The organism is Arthrobacter sp. BG3, assembly GCF_056680185.1.
The window spans coordinates 3,810,259-3,825,613 of sequence record NZ_CM155270.1 but is presented as its reverse complement, the minus strand read 5'-3'; the positions used below and the strand labels follow the sequence as shown (position 1 = coordinate 3,825,613).

15 protein-coding genes, 2 tRNA genes and 1 riboswitch are annotated in these 15,355 nt (G+C 68.2%); of the genes, 1 reads left to right on the top strand and 16 read right to left on the bottom strand.

The genetic code is table 11. The annotated features are described in order from the left end of the window. Positions 1-35 precede the first annotated feature (35 nt). The 4 genes from AC1MFL_RS17230 to AC1MFL_RS17215 all read right to left on the bottom strand — a co-directional run bounded on the left by AC1MFL_RS17230 (position 36) and on the right by AC1MFL_RS17215 (position 4,212). Positions 36-1,238 carry an ROK family transcriptional regulator gene (locus AC1MFL_RS17230; protein ID WP_479811394.1) on the bottom strand — a complete coding sequence of 401 codons (1,203 nt, stop codon included), beginning with the start codon at positions 1,236-1,238 and terminating at the stop codon, positions 36-38. Positions 1,239-1,371: 133 nt separating this feature from the next. Then, positions 1,372-2,604 carry a class I SAM-dependent methyltransferase gene (locus AC1MFL_RS17225; protein WP_479811392.1) on the bottom strand — a complete coding sequence of 411 codons (1,233 nt, stop codon included), beginning with the start codon at positions 2,602-2,604 and terminating at the stop codon, positions 1,372-1,374. Between the two features lie 16 nt (positions 2,605-2,620). Continuing rightward, positions 2,621-3,853 (bottom strand): FAD-dependent oxidoreductase, encoded by a 1,233-nt coding sequence (locus AC1MFL_RS17220; RefSeq protein ID WP_479811390.1) that lies wholly within the window; start codon positions 3,851-3,853, stop codon positions 2,621-2,623. Between the two features lie 5 nt (positions 3,854-3,858). Next, positions 3,859-4,212: a zinc ribbon domain-containing protein YjdM gene (locus AC1MFL_RS17215; protein WP_479811388.1), complete on the bottom strand. Its 354-nt coding sequence runs from the start codon at positions 4,210-4,212 to the stop codon at positions 3,859-3,861. Positions 4,213-4,298: 86 nt separating this feature from the next. Here AC1MFL_RS17215 and AC1MFL_RS17210 point away from each other — a divergent pair, with 86 nt between their 5' ends. Continuing rightward, positions 4,299-4,757, top strand: coding sequence for a DoxX family protein (locus AC1MFL_RS17210; protein ID WP_479811386.1), 459 nt, complete (start codon positions 4,299-4,301; stop codon positions 4,755-4,757). A gap of 113 nt (positions 4,758-4,870) precedes the next feature. Here the strand turns inward: AC1MFL_RS17210 and AC1MFL_RS17205 are convergent. The 12 genes from AC1MFL_RS17205 to AC1MFL_RS17150 form a co-directional block, all read right to left on the bottom strand. After that, positions 4,871-4,943, bottom strand: a tRNA-Ala gene (locus AC1MFL_RS17205). A 196-nt stretch (positions 4,944-5,139) separates the two neighbouring features. Next, positions 5,140-5,212 (bottom strand) — tRNA-Ala (locus tag AC1MFL_RS17200). A gap of 142 nt (positions 5,213-5,354) precedes the next feature. Next, positions 5,355-5,756, bottom strand: a complete 402-nt coding sequence (gene rsfS, locus AC1MFL_RS17195; RefSeq protein WP_226759703.1) for a ribosome silencing factor — start codon at positions 5,754-5,756, stop codon at positions 5,355-5,357. Positions 5,757-5,855: 99 nt separating this feature from the next. After that, entirely contained in the window at positions 5,856-7,313 is a 1,458-nt protein-coding gene (locus AC1MFL_RS17190) for a hypothetical protein (RefSeq protein WP_479811384.1), read from the bottom strand. 7 nt (positions 7,314-7,320) lie between these two features. Beyond that, complete coding sequence (gene nadD, locus AC1MFL_RS17185; RefSeq protein WP_479815541.1) at positions 7,321-7,980, bottom strand: nicotinate-nucleotide adenylyltransferase; 660 nt, start codon at positions 7,978-7,980, stop codon at positions 7,321-7,323. A 55-nt stretch (positions 7,981-8,035) separates the two neighbouring features. Then, a complete protein-coding gene (locus AC1MFL_RS17180) occupies positions 8,036-8,278 on the bottom strand; it encodes a hypothetical protein (RefSeq protein ID WP_479811382.1) in 243 nt (80 codons plus the stop codon). Between the two features lie 80 nt (positions 8,279-8,358). Next, on the bottom strand, positions 8,359-9,651 hold the full coding sequence (locus AC1MFL_RS17175; RefSeq protein ID WP_479815539.1) for a glutamate-5-semialdehyde dehydrogenase: 1,293 nt from the start codon (positions 9,649-9,651) through the stop codon (positions 8,359-8,361). A gap of 89 nt (positions 9,652-9,740) precedes the next feature. Then, positions 9,741-10,910 (bottom strand): glutamate 5-kinase, encoded by a 1,170-nt coding sequence (gene proB, locus AC1MFL_RS17170; protein ID WP_479811380.1) that lies wholly within the window; start codon positions 10,908-10,910, stop codon positions 9,741-9,743. Then, entirely contained in the window at positions 10,900-12,486 is a 1,587-nt protein-coding gene (gene obgE, locus AC1MFL_RS17165) for a GTPase ObgE (RefSeq protein WP_301230200.1), read from the bottom strand. Before obgE ends, proB begins: the two co-directional genes overlap by 11 nt. A gap of 117 nt (positions 12,487-12,603) precedes the next feature. Continuing rightward, on the bottom strand, positions 12,604-12,867 hold the full coding sequence (rpmA, locus tag AC1MFL_RS17160) for a 50S ribosomal protein L27 (RefSeq protein ID WP_120949928.1): 264 nt from the start codon (positions 12,865-12,867) through the stop codon (positions 12,604-12,606). 61 nt (positions 12,868-12,928) lie between these two features. Further along, positions 12,929-13,237, bottom strand: a complete 309-nt coding sequence (rplU, locus tag AC1MFL_RS17155; protein ID WP_024368343.1) for a 50S ribosomal protein L21 — start codon at positions 13,235-13,237, stop codon at positions 12,929-12,931. Between the two features lie 354 nt (positions 13,238-13,591). After that, entirely contained in the window at positions 13,592-15,184 is a 1,593-nt protein-coding gene (locus AC1MFL_RS17150) for a bifunctional hydroxymethylpyrimidine kinase/phosphomethylpyrimidine kinase (protein WP_479811378.1), read from the bottom strand. Beyond that, positions 15,167-15,264, bottom strand: a riboswitch (TPP riboswitch). It overlaps the preceding gene by 18 nt. Positions 15,265-15,355 lie beyond the last annotated feature (91 nt).

Genomic DNA, 15,355 nt, shown 5'->3' with positions numbered 1-15,355 from the left:
CTCGCCGCGGCGTCCCTGGCCGCGGCCGGCCGGCCCTAGTCTCCCAGCAGGAGACGCTGGGAGCGGGGTGCCAGCGTGTGCTCCAGCACCAGGCAAGCGGCTCCGACCGCGCCGACATCCTCGCCGACGCCGGTGCCGACCACCTCGATCTCATGGATCTTCCGGGTGGCGCTGCCTTCCCGGACCAGCTCCGGGATCCGTTCCAGGTAGCGCCCCGAGAGGCAGGTCCAGAACGGCCCGCCGAAGACCACGCGGTCCACGTCCAGGGCGTTGGTGACGGTCGAGACGGCGCGGGCAACCAGCACGGCGGAGTGGTCGATGATCTGCATTGCCCTGGCGTCGCCGGCGCCGGCGGCGGCACACAGTGCGAGGAAGCTCTCCTGGAGGGCTGGGCCGGTCACTTTCGCGAGCGGTCCGTCCAGCACCCCGGCTTCGACGGCCTGGGCCACCAGCGCCTGGGGGATGCAGGTGGACTTGATGCAGCCGCGCAGTCCGCAGTCGCAGGGCGCGCCGTCCGGATCAACGATGATATGCCCGATTTCACCGGCGTTCCCCGACGTGCCGCGCACCACCTCGTCGTTGAGCACGATTCCGCAGCCGATTCCGGTGCCCATGTACATAAAGATGAAGCTGCCCGCGCCGCTGGGGCCGCCCGCCCAGGTCTCCGCCACGGCGGCACTGGTCACGTCCTTGTCCACGATCGTGGACAGGCCGGTGGCCGCGGCCAGGGCGTCGCGGAGCGGCACACGGTCCCAGCCGAGCAGGAGCGGAGGGTCGACGACGGTGCCCTCCTCGAGGTCGATCGGTCCGGGGGAGGCGATCCCCAGGCCGGCGATCCTCGCCGGGTCGACGCCGGAATCCGAGATAATCTGCTTGATTTCGGCGGCGATGGTCTCAATGACGGCCCCCGCGTCGGTGCCGGCCGGGGTTTTGATCCGCGAATGCTTGACCACCGCCCCGACCAGGTCCAGCACCACGAACGTGGTCACGGCCGGATCCAGATGAACGCCCACGGCGTACATTCCGGAGGAATTGAGCCGGAGCATGGTCCGTGGCTTGCCCGGTCCGGTGCCTTCCTTGCCAGCCTCATAGATGAGGTCCTGGTCCAACAGGCGGCGGGAGATGTTGGAGATCGTCTGCGGGGACAGCCCGACGATCTGGGCCAGCTCGACCCGGCTCAGGCCGGCGGGGGAACGCCTGATGGCGTCGAGGATCACCGTGAGGTTGAAGTCCCCCATTCGGGGCAAATTGGTTCCGCGCCTCGGCGAGGGCTGGCGGATCTCAGTCACTGATACCCCTAAACGTCTTTGGCTACGTAATGCTTATCTCAGAATCGTACGTTACGCCCCTGCGGCCGCACACACGCTAGCTTCATAGTTCAGCGGATTCTCGGGCGCTTGCCGTCACCGTGAATTTAGGGTTCCTGCCAACCTCACGGGTCGGGCCGATCAGGCGCTGCAGCGCGGGCTGGTAATGCAGGTGGCTGTTGAACACCGTCCAGAGCTCCCCGCCGGGCGCGAGGACCCGTCCGGCCGCCTCAATGAGTTTGAGGCCGGCCCCGGCGTGCACCGCAGCGCCGACGTGGAAAGGCGGGTTAAGCAGGACCAGGTCGGCGTCACCGGCAGGCAGCAGGCCCATGGCATCGTCCTGGAGGACGGTGATCTGCGCGGCCAGGCCGTTGGCTGCCGCCGTCGCCCTGGCGGAGTCCACGGCGGCCGCGGACTGGTCGGTGGCCGTGACCCGGGAGCCCGGATTGCGGCGGGCGTACATGGCCGCGAGGATCCCGGTGCCGCAGCCCAGGTCGATTGCGTGCCGCGCCGGCGGCATCTGGGGCAGGAACTCCAGCAGGAACCGGGTGCCGATGTCCAGCCCGGTGCCGGCAAACACAGCGCCGCGGGCGCACACGGTCAGCCCCAGCTCGGTGTTGTCTACGGCGACGGGGAACGGCGGGGCGCCGGTGGCCGGCCGGGGGCCGCGGGCCAGCAGGATCCGGGATTTTTGCCGGGCCCGCTGCGGCTGGACCTCGCTGAAGTGCCGCGCGAGCACGGCATTCATGCCCAGGCTCATGTGTTTGACCCGGCCGCCGGCCAGCACCACGACCTCGGGGTCGGCGTGCCGGGCGATGGCGTCGGCGATCTCCTCCAGCTCCGCGAGGGACTTGGGCAGCTGGACGAGCACCAGGGTGGCCCCGGCCAGGAGCCCGGCGCCGAGCGGAAACTGTTCGAAGCCGCCGGTGACACCCAGCCTGCCGGCGTTGTGGCGGAGGGCACGCTCGCCGGTGATGAGGTCCTGGTGCACACGGACCGGGTCGGTCAAGGTGTTGCCGGCGTCGGGGGTAGCCCCGGCGGGACCGGTAGCCCCGGCGGGACCGGCGGTGCCGGGGCGGCGGGCGCGGAGCGCAAGGGCCCCGAGGGTCAGCGCACCGTAACGGTCCCCCACAATGGCGAGCCGGCTGCCGGGGCGGAGGAATCCGGTGGCGGGCAGCTCCACGGCGGTGTCCAGGAGCAGCTTGTCCGTGGCGTCCCAGGCCTGCAGGTTGGCCGCTTCCACATCCGGGAACCGGCTCAGCCGCCAGAAGAGGGATTCAAGATCGTTGTCCGCCACGCGCGAGCTGCCGCCTTTAATGAGTCAGGGTGTCCGGGCCCGGAGGTTGAGGGGCCCCTGCCAATTTATCCTGTTCCAGCGATTTGTCCTGCTCCCGCGATTTGTCCTGTCCCCGCAATTTGGCCTGCTCCCGGAAAAATTGCAGGGTGCCCGCAACAGCCGCCCGGCCGGCCCGGTTGGCGCCGATCGTGGACGAGGACGGCCCGTAGCCCACCAGATGGACGCGCGGTTCCGCGGCCACCCGGGTGCCGTCCATGGCGATACCTCCGCCTGGGCCGCGCAGGTGCAGCGGGGCGAGGTGTTCGAGCTCGGCCCGGAAGCCCGTGGCCCAGAGGACCACGTCGGCTGCGAGGAAGCCGCCGTCGGCCAGCCGCACTCCCCCGGCCTCGATGGCGCTGAACATGGGCTGGCGCTCCAGCACGCCGCGGGCGGCGGCTGCGCGCAGCGCCGGGGTCCAGATCAGGCCGGTGACGGCGACGACGCTTTGCGGCGGGAGTCCCTGCCGCACGCGTTCCTCGACAAGGGCGACGGCGACGTGCCCGGCCTTCCGGTCGAAGGCGGCGTCCCGCCAGACGGGCTCCCGGCGGGTAAACCAGCTGGTGCTGGTAACGCGGGAGATTTCATCGAGCAGCCCGACGGCGGAGATGCCGCCGCCGACCACGATCACGTGCCGGCCGCGGAATTCCTCGGCGGAGACGTAGTCCGCGACGTGCAGCTGCCGCCCGGCGAAGCTGGCCTGGCCCGGGTAGATCGGCCAGAACGGGCGGGTCCAGGTGCCGGTGGCGTTGATGATGGCCCGCGCGGACCAGTCGCCGCGGGAGGTGGTGATCCGCAGCCGGCCGCCCGGGTTTTTGTCCTCCCGGGAGACGGCCCGGGCCCTGACGGGTCGTTCGATGGCCAGCGCGAGTTGGTCTTCGTAGCCCCCGAAGTAGCGGGTCAGGAAGCTTGAGCTGGCTTCCCTCGGGTCGACGTCGGGTTGCGGGATGCCGGGCAGGTCGCTGATGCCGTTCACGGTGGCCATCAGCAGGCTCTTCCAGCGGTGGCGCCAGGCCCCGCCGGGGCCGTCTTCCGCGTCGAGGACGATGTAGCTGTGGGCCGGGCCGCCGGCCGGTTCCCGGTCTCCCGGGCCGGTCCCGGCCGGGGCAAAGCCCCGGCGCTGCAGGTGGTAGGCGGCGGAGAGCCCGGCCTGGCCGGCGCCGATGACCACGACGTCGGCGGACCGGACCCCGCCCTCGATCCCTGCGGACATGCCGGTCAGATCTTCTTGACCACGCTGGATTTCAGCTGCATGGGACCGACGCCGTCGACCTTGCAGTCGATGTCGTGGTCTCCGACGCCGTCGACCAGCCGGATGCCCCGGACCTTGGTGCCGACCTTGATCACGGTGGAGCTGCCCTTGATTTTGAGGTCTTTGATGACCGTGACGGTGTCCCCGTCGGCGAGGATGTTGCCCACGGCGTCCTTGATCGGTTTTGGTTCCTGGTCGCCGGCCTCTGCCTCCCGGACCGGTGACCACTCATGCGCGCACTCCGGGCAGACCAGGAGGGCCCCCATCTCGTAGGTGTATTCGCTGGAGCATTCGGGGCACGGGGGCAGGGTCTCATTCACGCCCCCAATATTAGTCGAGCGGGCAGGGCCGGGGCCCGCGCAGCTGCATTGCTAAGCTGGCCTCTCCCCAGCGAAGGCGGCGCCTCATGGCCGAAACCCCTGTTCAGTCCCACCACGGCGGTTCCAGGCTGCGCAGCGGCTGGCGGACCGCGGGCCGGCTGCTGCTGGGCGGGTTCCTGGTCCTGGCCGGCGTCAGCCACCTCAGCTGGAACCGGGAGGCCTTCTATGCGCAGGTGCCGCCCTGGCTGCCGCTGGACAGGGACTTCGTCGTGGTCGCGTCCGGGCTGGTGGAGATCGCCCTCGGCGTGGGCCTGCTGCTGCTCAGGCGGCGCCGGGTGGCCCTCGGCTGGATTGTTGCCGCCTTCTTCGTGGCGGTCTTCCCGGGCAACATCTCGCAGTTCGCCACGGGCACCAATTCGTTTGGCCTCAATTCGGACCTGAGCCGTGGAATCCGCCTGCTCTTCCAGCCGCTGCTGGTGCTGTGGGCCCTGTGGTCCACAGGCGCGTGGCAGGCCTGGCGGGAAAGCCGGCGAACCGGCAGGTGATCGGCTGCGGGCCCGCACGGACCCGCTGCCCGGGCGGCGGGGCTCCGCAAGACTCTCGCAACAAAACCCGCAACAAAAAAGGAGGCCCTGCTCAATGAGCAGGACCTCTTCGGTGGAGCTGAGGGGACTCGAACCCCTGACCCCCTGCATGCCATGCAGGTGCGCTACCAGCTGCGCCACAGCCCCGAATTTGCCGGGGAGAACCGTCCCGTGAAGGACCGTATTCCCTGAAGCAACCTGTTTATCTTAAACCACAATTCCGGTTCACGCGAATCGGCGCGCCGGTCCGGGACAAACGCCCCGGGACACCGGCTTTTTCCGGCGCCTGGTACCGGACCGAAAAAAATCCGCCGGAATCTTTCGATTCCGGCGGATCATCCGGTGGAGCTGAGGGGACTCGAACCCCTGACCCCCTGCATGCCATGCAGGTGCGCTACCAGCTGCGCCACAGCCCCGAATTTTCGTTGCTCCGAACCCTCCAGCTAACGCTTTCGGCTCCGGCTCTTTGTCCGGATCTCTCCGAAGCAACTCAAATATCTTAGAACAGCCTTTCGGAAAATTCCAAATCGGGCATATTCCGCTTTTGCCTGTCGGCTGTTACTCCGAATCGGCTGCGGCCGCTGCCTTTGCCGAGGTGTCGTCCCCGAGCTGCAGGTCCACGACGGGGCAGTCCTTCCAGAGGCGCTCCAGCGCGTAGAAGACCCGGTCTTCCTCGTGCTGGACGTGGATGACGATGTCGCCGTAGTCCAGCAGGACCCAGCGGCCGCCGGAGCGCCCTTCGCGGCGGATCGGCTTGAGATCGAACTTGGAGAGTTCCTCCTCGATGCCGTCGACGATGGCGTTGACCTGGCGCTCGGACGGTGCCGAAGCGATCAGGAAGATGTCGGCCAGTGCCAGACGCTCGCTGACGTCCATCGCGATGATGTCCTCGGCGAGTTTCTCCGCGGCGGCTCGGGCGGCGTGGCGGGCTGTGGCGATGGATGATTCTGTTGCAGTCACGGGACTCCTTGTTGGGTGAAAAAGCTTGTGTGTGGAAATGCTTGTGTGTGGAAATGCGTGGAGAGGCCGCTTGCCAGGGAAGCGGCCCGTACGGGGCAGCTAGCCGGAGAGGCCGGTGATGATCAGCGTGATGCCGGCGATCAGTGCAATCAGGCCAAGGGCCAGCACCGCCACCTGCACGATGCGCAGACGCCGTGCCCTGCCGAGGCCGGCGGTGGCCGCGTCCAGAGGGTCGAGGCCGTACGCGGCATTCGCCGCGACGGGTGCCCTGCCGGCCAAGTCTTCTTCGGACCGGGCCGGGGCGGTGTTCGCCGCTGCGGGATGCGCTGATCCCCCAGGGGCGGAGGCGGCGGGCGGAGCTGATGCCTCAGGGGCAGCGGCGGCCAGGGCGGCGGCCTCGGCGCGGGCCAGCACTTCGGCGCGGCCGGCCGTGGAGCCTGCACCTCGCTGGCGGGAAGGCGCCGGACGGCGCTTGCCGGACTTCCGGGGCGACTCAACCCGGGGACCCGAATTGGTGACCACCGGAACGTAGGACGTGGCAGGGCGCTTCATGACGGGCCGCTCCACGCCGGGGATCTGGACGAATTCCAGGGGGGTGACCATGGCCAGGTTGTTGGCGGTGGTCGGATCATTCCGTGCTGGCTCGGGCTTGCTGTTCTGCTCGGCCAGCTTCTGCTTGGCGGCGGCCCGGCGGTTCAGCACGGCGGCCCGCTCGGCCAGGGCGATCTGCTCCGCGAGCACGTCCGGGTCGACGGCGTCGGGGTCGGTCGCGTTGATGTGGTCCATTTTGGCCAGCTGGTTCTTCGCCTGCTGGGCCAGGAGTTCCCGGGCGGCCAGTGCCTGTTCCACGGTCATGCCCTCGGGACCCTGGCCGGCCGGGACGGCGGGGGCGCCGCCGGCCGTCTGCCCGGGGGTTTTAGCGCTGGCAGCAGAAGCCGGGGAAGGCGAAACGCCCGGCTGCGCAGCCGGCCCCTTGCCGGGTCGGGGAACGACCGGGGTGGCTCGGGTCCGCGGCGAGGCGGGAACGATCAGGTTGGCGGAGGTTGCCGGGGCCGTTTCGGCGGCCAGCTGCAGCAGCCGGAGCTGGCGCCGGGTGGGAGGCCCGCCGCCGGCGAGATGGCCTTCTTTTTCGGCAAGTTCCTTGATGGTGCGCAGGGTGGCGCGGTCCCGGGCGCGGACCTGCGAGGACCGCTCGGAGCCGGGGGCGCTGCGGATCGCGTCCGCGGGGCCGGGAATCCGACGGCGGCCGGTCACTTCGGCTGCGGTGGGCTCGCCGGGGTCCACCAAGCCAGCGCGCGGCGGGCCGGCGGTGGGCGTGCCGGCGGGAGCCGGGTTGTCGGGAGCCGGGTTGACAGGGTTTTTCCCGGCAGCAGCGGGCGCAGCAGCCTCTTTCGAGGCGGTGTGATTCGAGGCAGAGTCTTTTGAGGCAGGGTCATTCAAGGCAGGACGAAACGCACCGGGACCCGGGGTTCCGGTCTGCTGGTTCGCTTCCAGGCGTTCATCTCTGGCCTGTCGCAGTTCGCGACGGCTGCGGATTGGTGGCTGTTCCTGACTCATTGCAAACTCATTCGGTGCTGGCGGGTTGGACTAACTCGGTGCTGCGGTCATAGCGTGCGGCGCCATTGCCGGCGGAAGTGTCCCCGCCGTTGGGGTCACCGCCGTCCGGGTCACCGCCGTATAGTCCGTACTTGGCGATGTACTGGACCACGCCGTCGGGAACGAGGTACCAAACGGGGTTCCCGGCTGCCACCCGGGTGCGGCAGTCGGTTGAGGAGATCGCCATGGCGGGAACCTCGAGCAGGCTGACATCCTTGCGGCCCATCCCGTCCAGGACGTGGCCGGGACGGGTGACCCCGACGAAGTGCGCGAGGGACCACAGCTCGTCGATGTCCTTCCAGGACAGGATCTGCGCCAGGGCGTCGGCGCCGGTGATGAAGAACAGGTCTGCGTCCGGACGCAGCGTGTGCAGGTCCCGGAGGGTGTCGATGGTGTACGTCGGCCCGGGCCGGTCCACGTCCACCCTGCTGACGGTGAACCGGGGGTTCGAGGCCGTGGCGATGACGGTCATGAGGTAGCGGTGCTCGGCCTCGCTGACTTTTTTACTCATCTTCTGCCAGGGCTGGCCCGTGGGCACGAAGACCACTTCATCCAAGTTGAACTTGGCCGCGACCTCGCTGGCCGCGACAAGGTGGCCGTGGTGGATGGGATCGAACGTGCCACCCATCACACCCAGACGCAGGCGGCGCTGGGCGCCGCGCTGCTTCCCGATGGCGGAAATATTAGTGCCCTTGGCCGTGATCGTGCTTGTTCGGGTGCTGGCGGTGCGGGTCCGCGTGCTCCTCGACGGCTGCGTGGCGCTTGCCAAGGTTGGAGTAGGACAGCGTGATGAACAGCAGGACCATGAGGAGCGCGAACATGATGGCGCCAATGACGAACGGCGGCGCAATAATTGGTGCGAGTTCCTCGTGGCCTGTTCCGCCGGCGGCGGCGGCGACGATTGTGGCGATCTGCTGCGACAGCATGTTCTCCCCTAGTGAGTTCAAATTTTGACGACGGCGGGTATCCCCGCCGTTTCGGACTTCTGTTCCATGTTACAGCGTTGCTAGGCCCTGATCTGGCCTTCGCCCTGGACGATCCACTTGGTGGTGGTCAGTTCCGTCAACCCCATGGGGCCGCGGGCGTGCAGCTTCTGGGTCGAGATGCCCACCTCGGCGCCCAGGCCGAGTTCGCCGCCGTCGGTGAACCGGGTGGAGGCGTTGACGATCACGGCGGCCGAATCAATCTCCGCAATGAAGCGTTCGGCGTTGGCGAGGTCATTGGTCAGGATGGCTTCGGTGTGGCCGGTGGACCAGGTGCGGATGTGCCTGACGGCGTCGTCCAGGCTGTCCACCATCGCCACGGCGAGGTCCAGGTCCATGTACTCGGTGGCCCAGTCCACGTCGGTGGCGGGGACCGAATCGACCGAGGCCGGGAGCGCGGCGCGGATCCGTTCGTCGGCGTGCAGGGTGACGCCGGCGGCGCGCAGGGCCGAGGCGACGGCCGGCAGCACGGTCGACGCGGAGTGGACCAGCAGCGTTTCGACGGTATTGCAGACACTGGGCCGCTGGGTTTTGGCGTTCAGCAGGATCTCCACGGCCATGTGCTCATCCGCCGAGGCGTCCAGGAAGATGTGCACGTTGCCCTCGCCGGTCTCGATCACGGGAACCTTGGCGTTGGCGACGACGGACTGGATCAGATCGCGGCCGCCGCGGGGAATCAGGACGTCGACGCGTCCGCGGGCGCGCATCAGGGCATTGGCGCCTTCGCGGCCGTACTGGTCGACGCTCTGCACGGCGTCGGCGGGCAGGCCCACTGATTCGAGGGCGTCGCGGAGCACGGTGACGAGGGCGGCGTTGGTGGCGGCAGCCGCCGTCCCGCCGCGCAGGATGACAGCATTGCCGCTTTTCAGGCCGAGTCCGGCGATATCGACGGTCACGTTGGGGCGCGCCTCATAGATGGCGGCGACGACGCCCAGGGGCACGTTGACCTGGCGCAGCCGCAGCCCGTTGGGGAGGGTCTGGCCACGCACGACGTTGCCGACCGGATCAGGCAGGTTGGCGAGGTTCTCCAGGGCGTCGGCGAGGCCCTGGATGCGGGTTTCCGTGAGGGTGAGCCGGTCCAGCATGGCCGCAGACGTGCCGTTGGCTTTCCCAGCGGCGACGTCCGTGGAATTGGCGGCCAGGATCTGGGCCCTGCGCTCCAGCAGCGCGGCCGCGATGGCACGGAGCCCGCGGTCCTTCCAGGCCCGGTTGGCGCGGGACATACTGCGGGCGGCCTGGCGGGAGCGGTCGGCGATGGCGTGGACGGCAGCTTCGACGTCGGCGGTTGAAGGACGGATATTCTTCAGCTCGGGCATCGGCGCTGCCTGCCTGGCATCGTTGGGAGTCTCAGGAGCTTGGGGAATCAGTGCCTCAGTCATCCTTCAAGTCTAGGCGGGCACGCCTGCTAAACCAGCACCAGATCGTCTACATGAACAACCTCACGGTCAAATCCGCGTCCCAGCGACTCACCGAGTTCCACCGTGGAGCGGCCCAGCATCTGCGGCAGCTCGGCGGCGGAATAGTTGACCAGACCGCGGGCAATGACGGTGCCGTCCGCGGCGACCATTTCCACGGCGTCCCCTGCTTCAAAAGTACCTTCCACGGCCGAGATCCCGGCCGGGAGCAGCGAGGTATGGCGGTCGCGCACGGCCCTGACGGCGCCGTCGTCGAGGACCAGCCGGCCCTGCACGTGTGCGAGGTGGGCGAGCCACATCATCCGCACCGGCTTGCGTGCGCCGTTCACCGTGAACCAGGTCCCGACGTCCTCGCCGGCCAGGGCCGCTGACACGTTGGCTGTCGACGTGACCATCGCGGGGATACCGGAGTCGGCCGCCATGATGGCCGCCTCGACTTTGGTCTGCATTCCGCCGGTTCCGACTCCCGCCTTGCCCGGCGCGCCGATGGAGACACCTTCGAGGTCCTCGGGGCCGTCCACCCGGGGAATCCGCTTGGCGCCCTTCGACGGCGGCCCGTCGTAGAGCGAGTCGACGTCGGACAACAGCACCAGGGCATCGGCGCGGACCAGATGGGCCACGAGGGCCGAGAGCCGATCGTTGTCGCCGAAGCGGATCTTGTGCGTGGCGACGGTGTCGTTTTCATTGACCACCGGGACCACGCCAAGATTAAGCAGCCTGTTCAGGGCGCGGAACGCGTTGGTATGGTGGCTGCGCCTCATGAGGTCATCTGCCGTGAGCAGGACCTGGCTGACTGTGACACCGTGGGCTCCGAATGCCTGGGTGTACCGGGCCATCAGGAGGCCCTGACCCACGCTTGCGGCGGCCTGCTGGGTGGCCAGGTCCCGGGGGCGCTTGGCCAGTCCCAACGGCGCCAGTCCGGCGGCGATGGCACCCGATGACACAAGGATGATTTCCATGCCGGCATTGCTCTTGACGGCAAGGGCATCCGACAGGGCGATGAGCGCTTCTTCGGAGATGCCGCCCTTGATGCTGGTGAGCGACGAGGATCCGACCTTGACCACGATGCGGCGCGCCCGGGCCAGCACGCTCCTGTCGTCGGCGGGTTCCTCGATCAGTACTGCGGAACTAGCACTCACGTCTGCGGGTTCACTCCTCATTTTCTTCGCCCAGTGCGCTCTCCTTGAGCGGCTTGGGCCGGCGACCGCTGACGGATTCGGTCCAGATCCCGGCCTTGCGCTCGGCTTCGAGCTCGGCGCGGGCGGCGGCCTTGGCCTCGCGGCGTTCGACCTGCTCGTCGCGCTTCTGTCCGCGGGTGGGGCGGTCGCCGATGTCGGCGAAGCGCACGTCGGTGCCGCGCGGTGCGGCCAGCAGTTCGGCGCCGGCCATCATGGTCGGCTCCCAGTCGAAGACGACGCCGTCGTCCTCGCCGATGACGACCGTGTCGCCCGGCACGGCGCCCTGCTTGAAGAGTTCGTTTTCGACGCCCAGCTTGGCGAGGCGGTCGGCGAGGTAGCCGATCGCTTCCTCGTTGGTGAAGTCGGTCTGCTTGACCCAGCGCACGGGCTTCTCGCCCAGGACGCGGAACAGCGGTTCGAGGTTCTTCTCTTCACGGCGGATCTTGAAGCCGGATTCGTTCACGGCGCGCGGCTTCAGGATCGGGGCGTGCACCTTCGGCGGCGCGGCGGCGAGGGCGTCGCGGGCGGCCTGGACGATTTCTCCCATGGCGAAGCCGAGCTGGCGGAGGCCCTCGTGGCTGGTGGCGGAGATCTCGAAGACCTTGTAGCCGCGGGCTTCGAGTTCGGGCCGGACGAACTCGGCCATGTCCTTGCCGTCGGGCAGGTCCACCTTGTTCAGGGCAACCAGGCGGGGGCGGTGGTTCAGCGGAACGACTTCGCCGTCGGTGCCGCTGTAGCTCATGTCCACCGCGTACTTCTCGAGTTCGGCTTCGATGATGGCGAGGTCGGAAAGCGGGTCGCGGTCCGATTCGAGCGTGCCGCAGTCCAGGACATGCACCAGGGCGGCGCAGCGTTCGACGTGGCGCAGGAAGTGGTGGCCGAGGCCCTTGCCCTCGCTGGCGCCTTCGATCAGGCCCGGCACGTCGGCGATCGTGAACCGGACGTCGCCGGCCTGGACGACGCCGAGGTTCGGGATGAGGGTGGTGAAGGGGTAGTCAGCGATCTTGGGCCGCGCGGCCGACATCGCGGCGATGAGGCTGGATTTGCCGGCGGACGGGAAGCCGACAAGGGCGATGTCCGCGATGGACTTCAGTTCCAGGACGACGTCGCTGGACTCGCCTTCGATGCCGAGCAGCGCGAAGCCCGGGGCACGGCGCTTCTGCGAGGAGAGCGAGGCGTTGCCGAGGCCGCCGATGCCGCCGGCAGCAGCGACGTATTCGGCGCCTTCGGTCACGAGGTCGGCGAGGACTTCGCCGGACTTGGACTTCACGACCGTGCCGACGGGGACCGGGAGGATCAGCGTTTCGCCGTGCTTGCCTGCGCGCCAGTCGCCCATGCCGGGGCCGCCGTTGGTGGCGTGGCGGTGCGGGGCGTGGTGGTAGTCCAGCAGGGTGGTCGTCTGGGGGTCGACGCGCAGGATGACGTCGCCGCCGTTGCCGCCGTTGCCGCCGTCGGGACCGCCGAGCGGCTTGAACTTCTCGCGGTGAACGGAGACACAACCGTGACCGCCGGTACCGCCGGATACGTGCAGTACTACCCGGTCTACAAAGCTGGCCACGTGGATCTCCTCAGTGCTGTTCCCCGGGACTCCAAAGAGCCCCAAGTTGATTGTAATGCGGTTAAAACACCGGTGGAGCGGACCTAATGGCCCGCCCCACCGTTTTAAGACTTGTTGTTACTCTGCAGCTGCAGCAGTCACAATGTTCACGACGCGACGACCGCGGCGGGTGCCGAACTCGACAGCGCCGGGGGTCAGGGCGAACAGGGTGTCGTCGCCGCCGCGGCCAACGCCGGCGCCCGGGTGGAAGTGGGTGCCACGCTGGCGGACGATGATCTCGCCTGCGGAAACTACCTGGCCGCCGAAGCGCTTGACGCCGAGGTACTGGGCGTTCGAGTCACGACCGTTGCGAGTGGAACTCGCGCCTTTTTTATGTGCCATTTGGAAATGCCTGCCTTAAAATTCTGGGGAATCTGCTGAAAACCTGAACAGTAACGAGTAGTTACTTGATACCGGTGATCTTGACCTTGGTCAATTCCTGACGGTGACCCTGGCGCTTCTTGTAGCCGGTCTTGTTCTTGAACTTCTGGATGACGATCTTGGGACCGCGAAGGTCCTCAAGGATCTCAGCCGTAACCTTTACCTTGGCCAGGTCCGAAGCTGCAGACGTGACCTTGTCACCATCCACCAGGAGCAGTGCGGGCAACTCAAAGGTGCTGCCGGCTCCACCGGGGACGCGGTTCAGGGTAACGAAGTCTCCAACGGAAACCTTCTCTTGGCGGCCGCCTGCGCGGACAATCGCGTACACCACTGGGGAACTCACTTCTCTCGACGTTTATTACTAGATTTGCGTGCGGAACCTGGGTCCAAAGTTTCTGGTCCGGCTCACGCTGTGCCTCTACGCCGGTGGGTTCCCCGGGGGGACCCATGAGCTATCCCGTGGACATTCGCACTTAAATTCAAGTGGAACATCCTCAAGGTCATAACCCAAGTGTTGGCGTAAGCACCGAAGATCTAGACTACGCTAATTTTGCCTTCGGCCGCAAATGAGGCTGGTTCCGAAGGGAGGTACGTGATAGGCGCCACTCTGTATGGACAGAGCCTTGCCGCAACGACTTCCGGAACCGTGCCCACCTATCGTACAGGCTTCCGCGGTCTCGCCCGGTCAGGCGTGCAGCCGCGGCGCGTCGAAGAAATCGACTTCGTAGCGGGCCGACTGCCGGAAGGCCCGGGTCATGGCGTCCCGTTCGCTCTCCGACGCCGCCCGTGCCGCCGCGTCGGTGTAGGCGACGGCCTGCCGGGTGGCGGCGGCGAACTCCTCATCGGCATAGGTGCGCAGCCACACCGCGTAGGGATGCGACTCCGGCGCTCCCGCGGCGAGGAACTGCGCGTGCAGGGTCTCCCCGACCTCGGCGTAAAGCCAGAAGCACGGCAGCACGGCGGCCACCAGCACCGCGTAGCTGCCGGAAACCGAAGCGGCCAGCAGGTGGTCCACATAGGACTTGGTGACCGGCCCCGGTGTCACGTCGGCCGTGCGGGTGCTCAGCCAGGTCCGGTGCAGCTCGGACTCCACTTCGAGGCAGTTCTGCGCGGAGCGGGCCCAGAAGAGCTGTTCGGCCTCTGTGGGGGCGATGGCGGCGGCACGGGCCAGGACCCGGGAATAGCCGTTCAGGTAGAGGGCGTCCTGGGAAAGGTAGTAGGCGAACTCGTGCTCCGGCAGCGACCCGTCGGCGAGGGCCCGGATGAAGCCCAGGGAGTAGATCGCTGTCAGGTCGGCGGTTGCGGCGTCCCGGAGGGCGGCAGCGAACTGCCCTTCGGCCGGTACCCTGCCCGTCCTGCGATGGTCCTCGGTCTGCTGCTGGACGTGATGGAAATGGTGGACCGGGCCGTTGCCGGTCCCGACGTCGAGCCTCTCCGAGCTGCGCAGTGCTTCCTGCAGCCAGGGCTTGACCTCGCGGAGCGCAGCCTCCCAGTCCCCCACCCGGGTTTGCACCGTGGCCATCGCCGAGGACAGCGAACACCCGGTGCCGTGGCTGTTGCGGGTGGGTACCCGCTCCCCAGGCACCACCACAACGTCCTGGGCGAGGAGTCCGCCGGTGTTGACCAGAGCATCGGGGCACCCCCCGTGGGAGGCGGGGTTGTCCCCGGTGCCGGCGCCGCCGTCGAGGTGCCCGCCCTTCACCAGGACGGTGGTGCCGGTTTGGGCGGCAAGCCGCTTGCCCTGTTCCAGCGCCGCGGCCCAGTCCTTGGCGGGCGGCTCCCTGAGCAGGATGGCGAGCTCGGCGAGGTTGGGCGTGATGAGGTCCGCGTAGGGCAGGAGCGTGTGCAGCGCCTCCTCTGCGGTCTCCTGCAGCAGCCGGTCGCCGCTTGTTGCCACCATCACCGGATCCAGGACCACGACGCCGGGGCGGGCCTTCTCCAGCCAGCTGCGGACGGCGTCGATCACGGAGGCGTCCCCCAGCATCCCGATCTTCACGGCGTCGATGCTGATGTCCTGGCTGAGGGCGTCGAGCTGGGCGGTCAGGAAGGCCGCCGGCGGGACGTGGACGGCGCTGACGCCCCGGGTGTTCTGGGCAGTGAGCGCGGTGATGGCCGCCATGCCGTAGCCGCCATGTGCGGCAATGCTCTTGAGGTCGGCCTGGATCCCTGCGCCGCCGGAGGGGTCGGAGCCGGCGATGGCCAGCACCCGAGGGATCCGGGGCGCCGCAGCGGAGGGGGCAGACGGAAGAAACGAGGAGGCGGTGGTCAAGAGAGACATCCCTTCGCCGGTGCTAGCCGGACAGGTTCAACGGGTCTGGATCTCAGCCGGCTCGATGCGCGGCACCCCGTGTCAGGGATCCAGCCTAGCCGCATCCCTTAACGAAGTCGCGGGCACGGCCCGAACCTGTGCGTATTGCTACGCGGTCCGGACCGCACCCGCGGCCGTGCT

What these genes read in the sequence shown, in the direction of transcription:
- AC1MFL_RS17230 (WP_479811394.1), bottom strand. Translation starts at nt 1,238, where the DNA reads ATGGGGGACTTCAACCTCACGGTGATCCTCGACGCCATCAGGCGTTCC.
- AC1MFL_RS17220 (WP_479811390.1), bottom strand. Translation starts at nt 3,853, where the DNA reads ATGTCCGCAGGGATCGAGGGCGGGGTCCGGTCCGCCGACGTCGTGGTC.
- AC1MFL_RS17210 (WP_479811386.1), top strand. Translation starts at nt 4,299, where the DNA reads ATGGCCGAAACCCCTGTTCAGTCCCACCACGGCGGTTCCAGGCTGCGC.
- AC1MFL_RS17190 (WP_479811384.1), bottom strand. Translation starts at nt 7,313, where the DNA reads ATGAGTCAGGAACAGCCACCAATCCGCAGCCGTCGCGAACTGCGACAG.
- nadD (WP_479815541.1), bottom strand. Translation starts at nt 7,980, where the DNA reads ATGGGTGGCACGTTCGATCCCATCCACCACGGCCACCTTGTCGCGGCC.
- AC1MFL_RS17180 (WP_479811382.1), bottom strand. Translation starts at nt 8,278, where the DNA reads ATGCTGTCGCAGCAGATCGCCACAATCGTCGCCGCCGCCGCCGGCGGA.
- AC1MFL_RS17175 (WP_479815539.1), bottom strand. Translation starts at nt 9,651, where the DNA reads ATGCCCGAGCTGAAGAATATCCGTCCTTCAACCGCCGACGTCGAAGCT.
- proB (WP_479811380.1), bottom strand. Translation starts at nt 10,910, where the DNA reads ATGAGGAGTGAACCCGCAGACGTGAGTGCTAGTTCCGCAGTACTGATC.
- rpmA (WP_120949928.1), bottom strand. Translation starts at nt 12,867, where the DNA reads ATGGCACATAAAAAAGGCGCGAGTTCCACTCGCAACGGTCGTGACTCG.
- AC1MFL_RS17150 (WP_479811378.1), bottom strand. Translation starts at nt 15,184, where the DNA reads ATGTCTCTCTTGACCACCGCCTCCTCGTTTCTTCCGTCTGCCCCCTCC.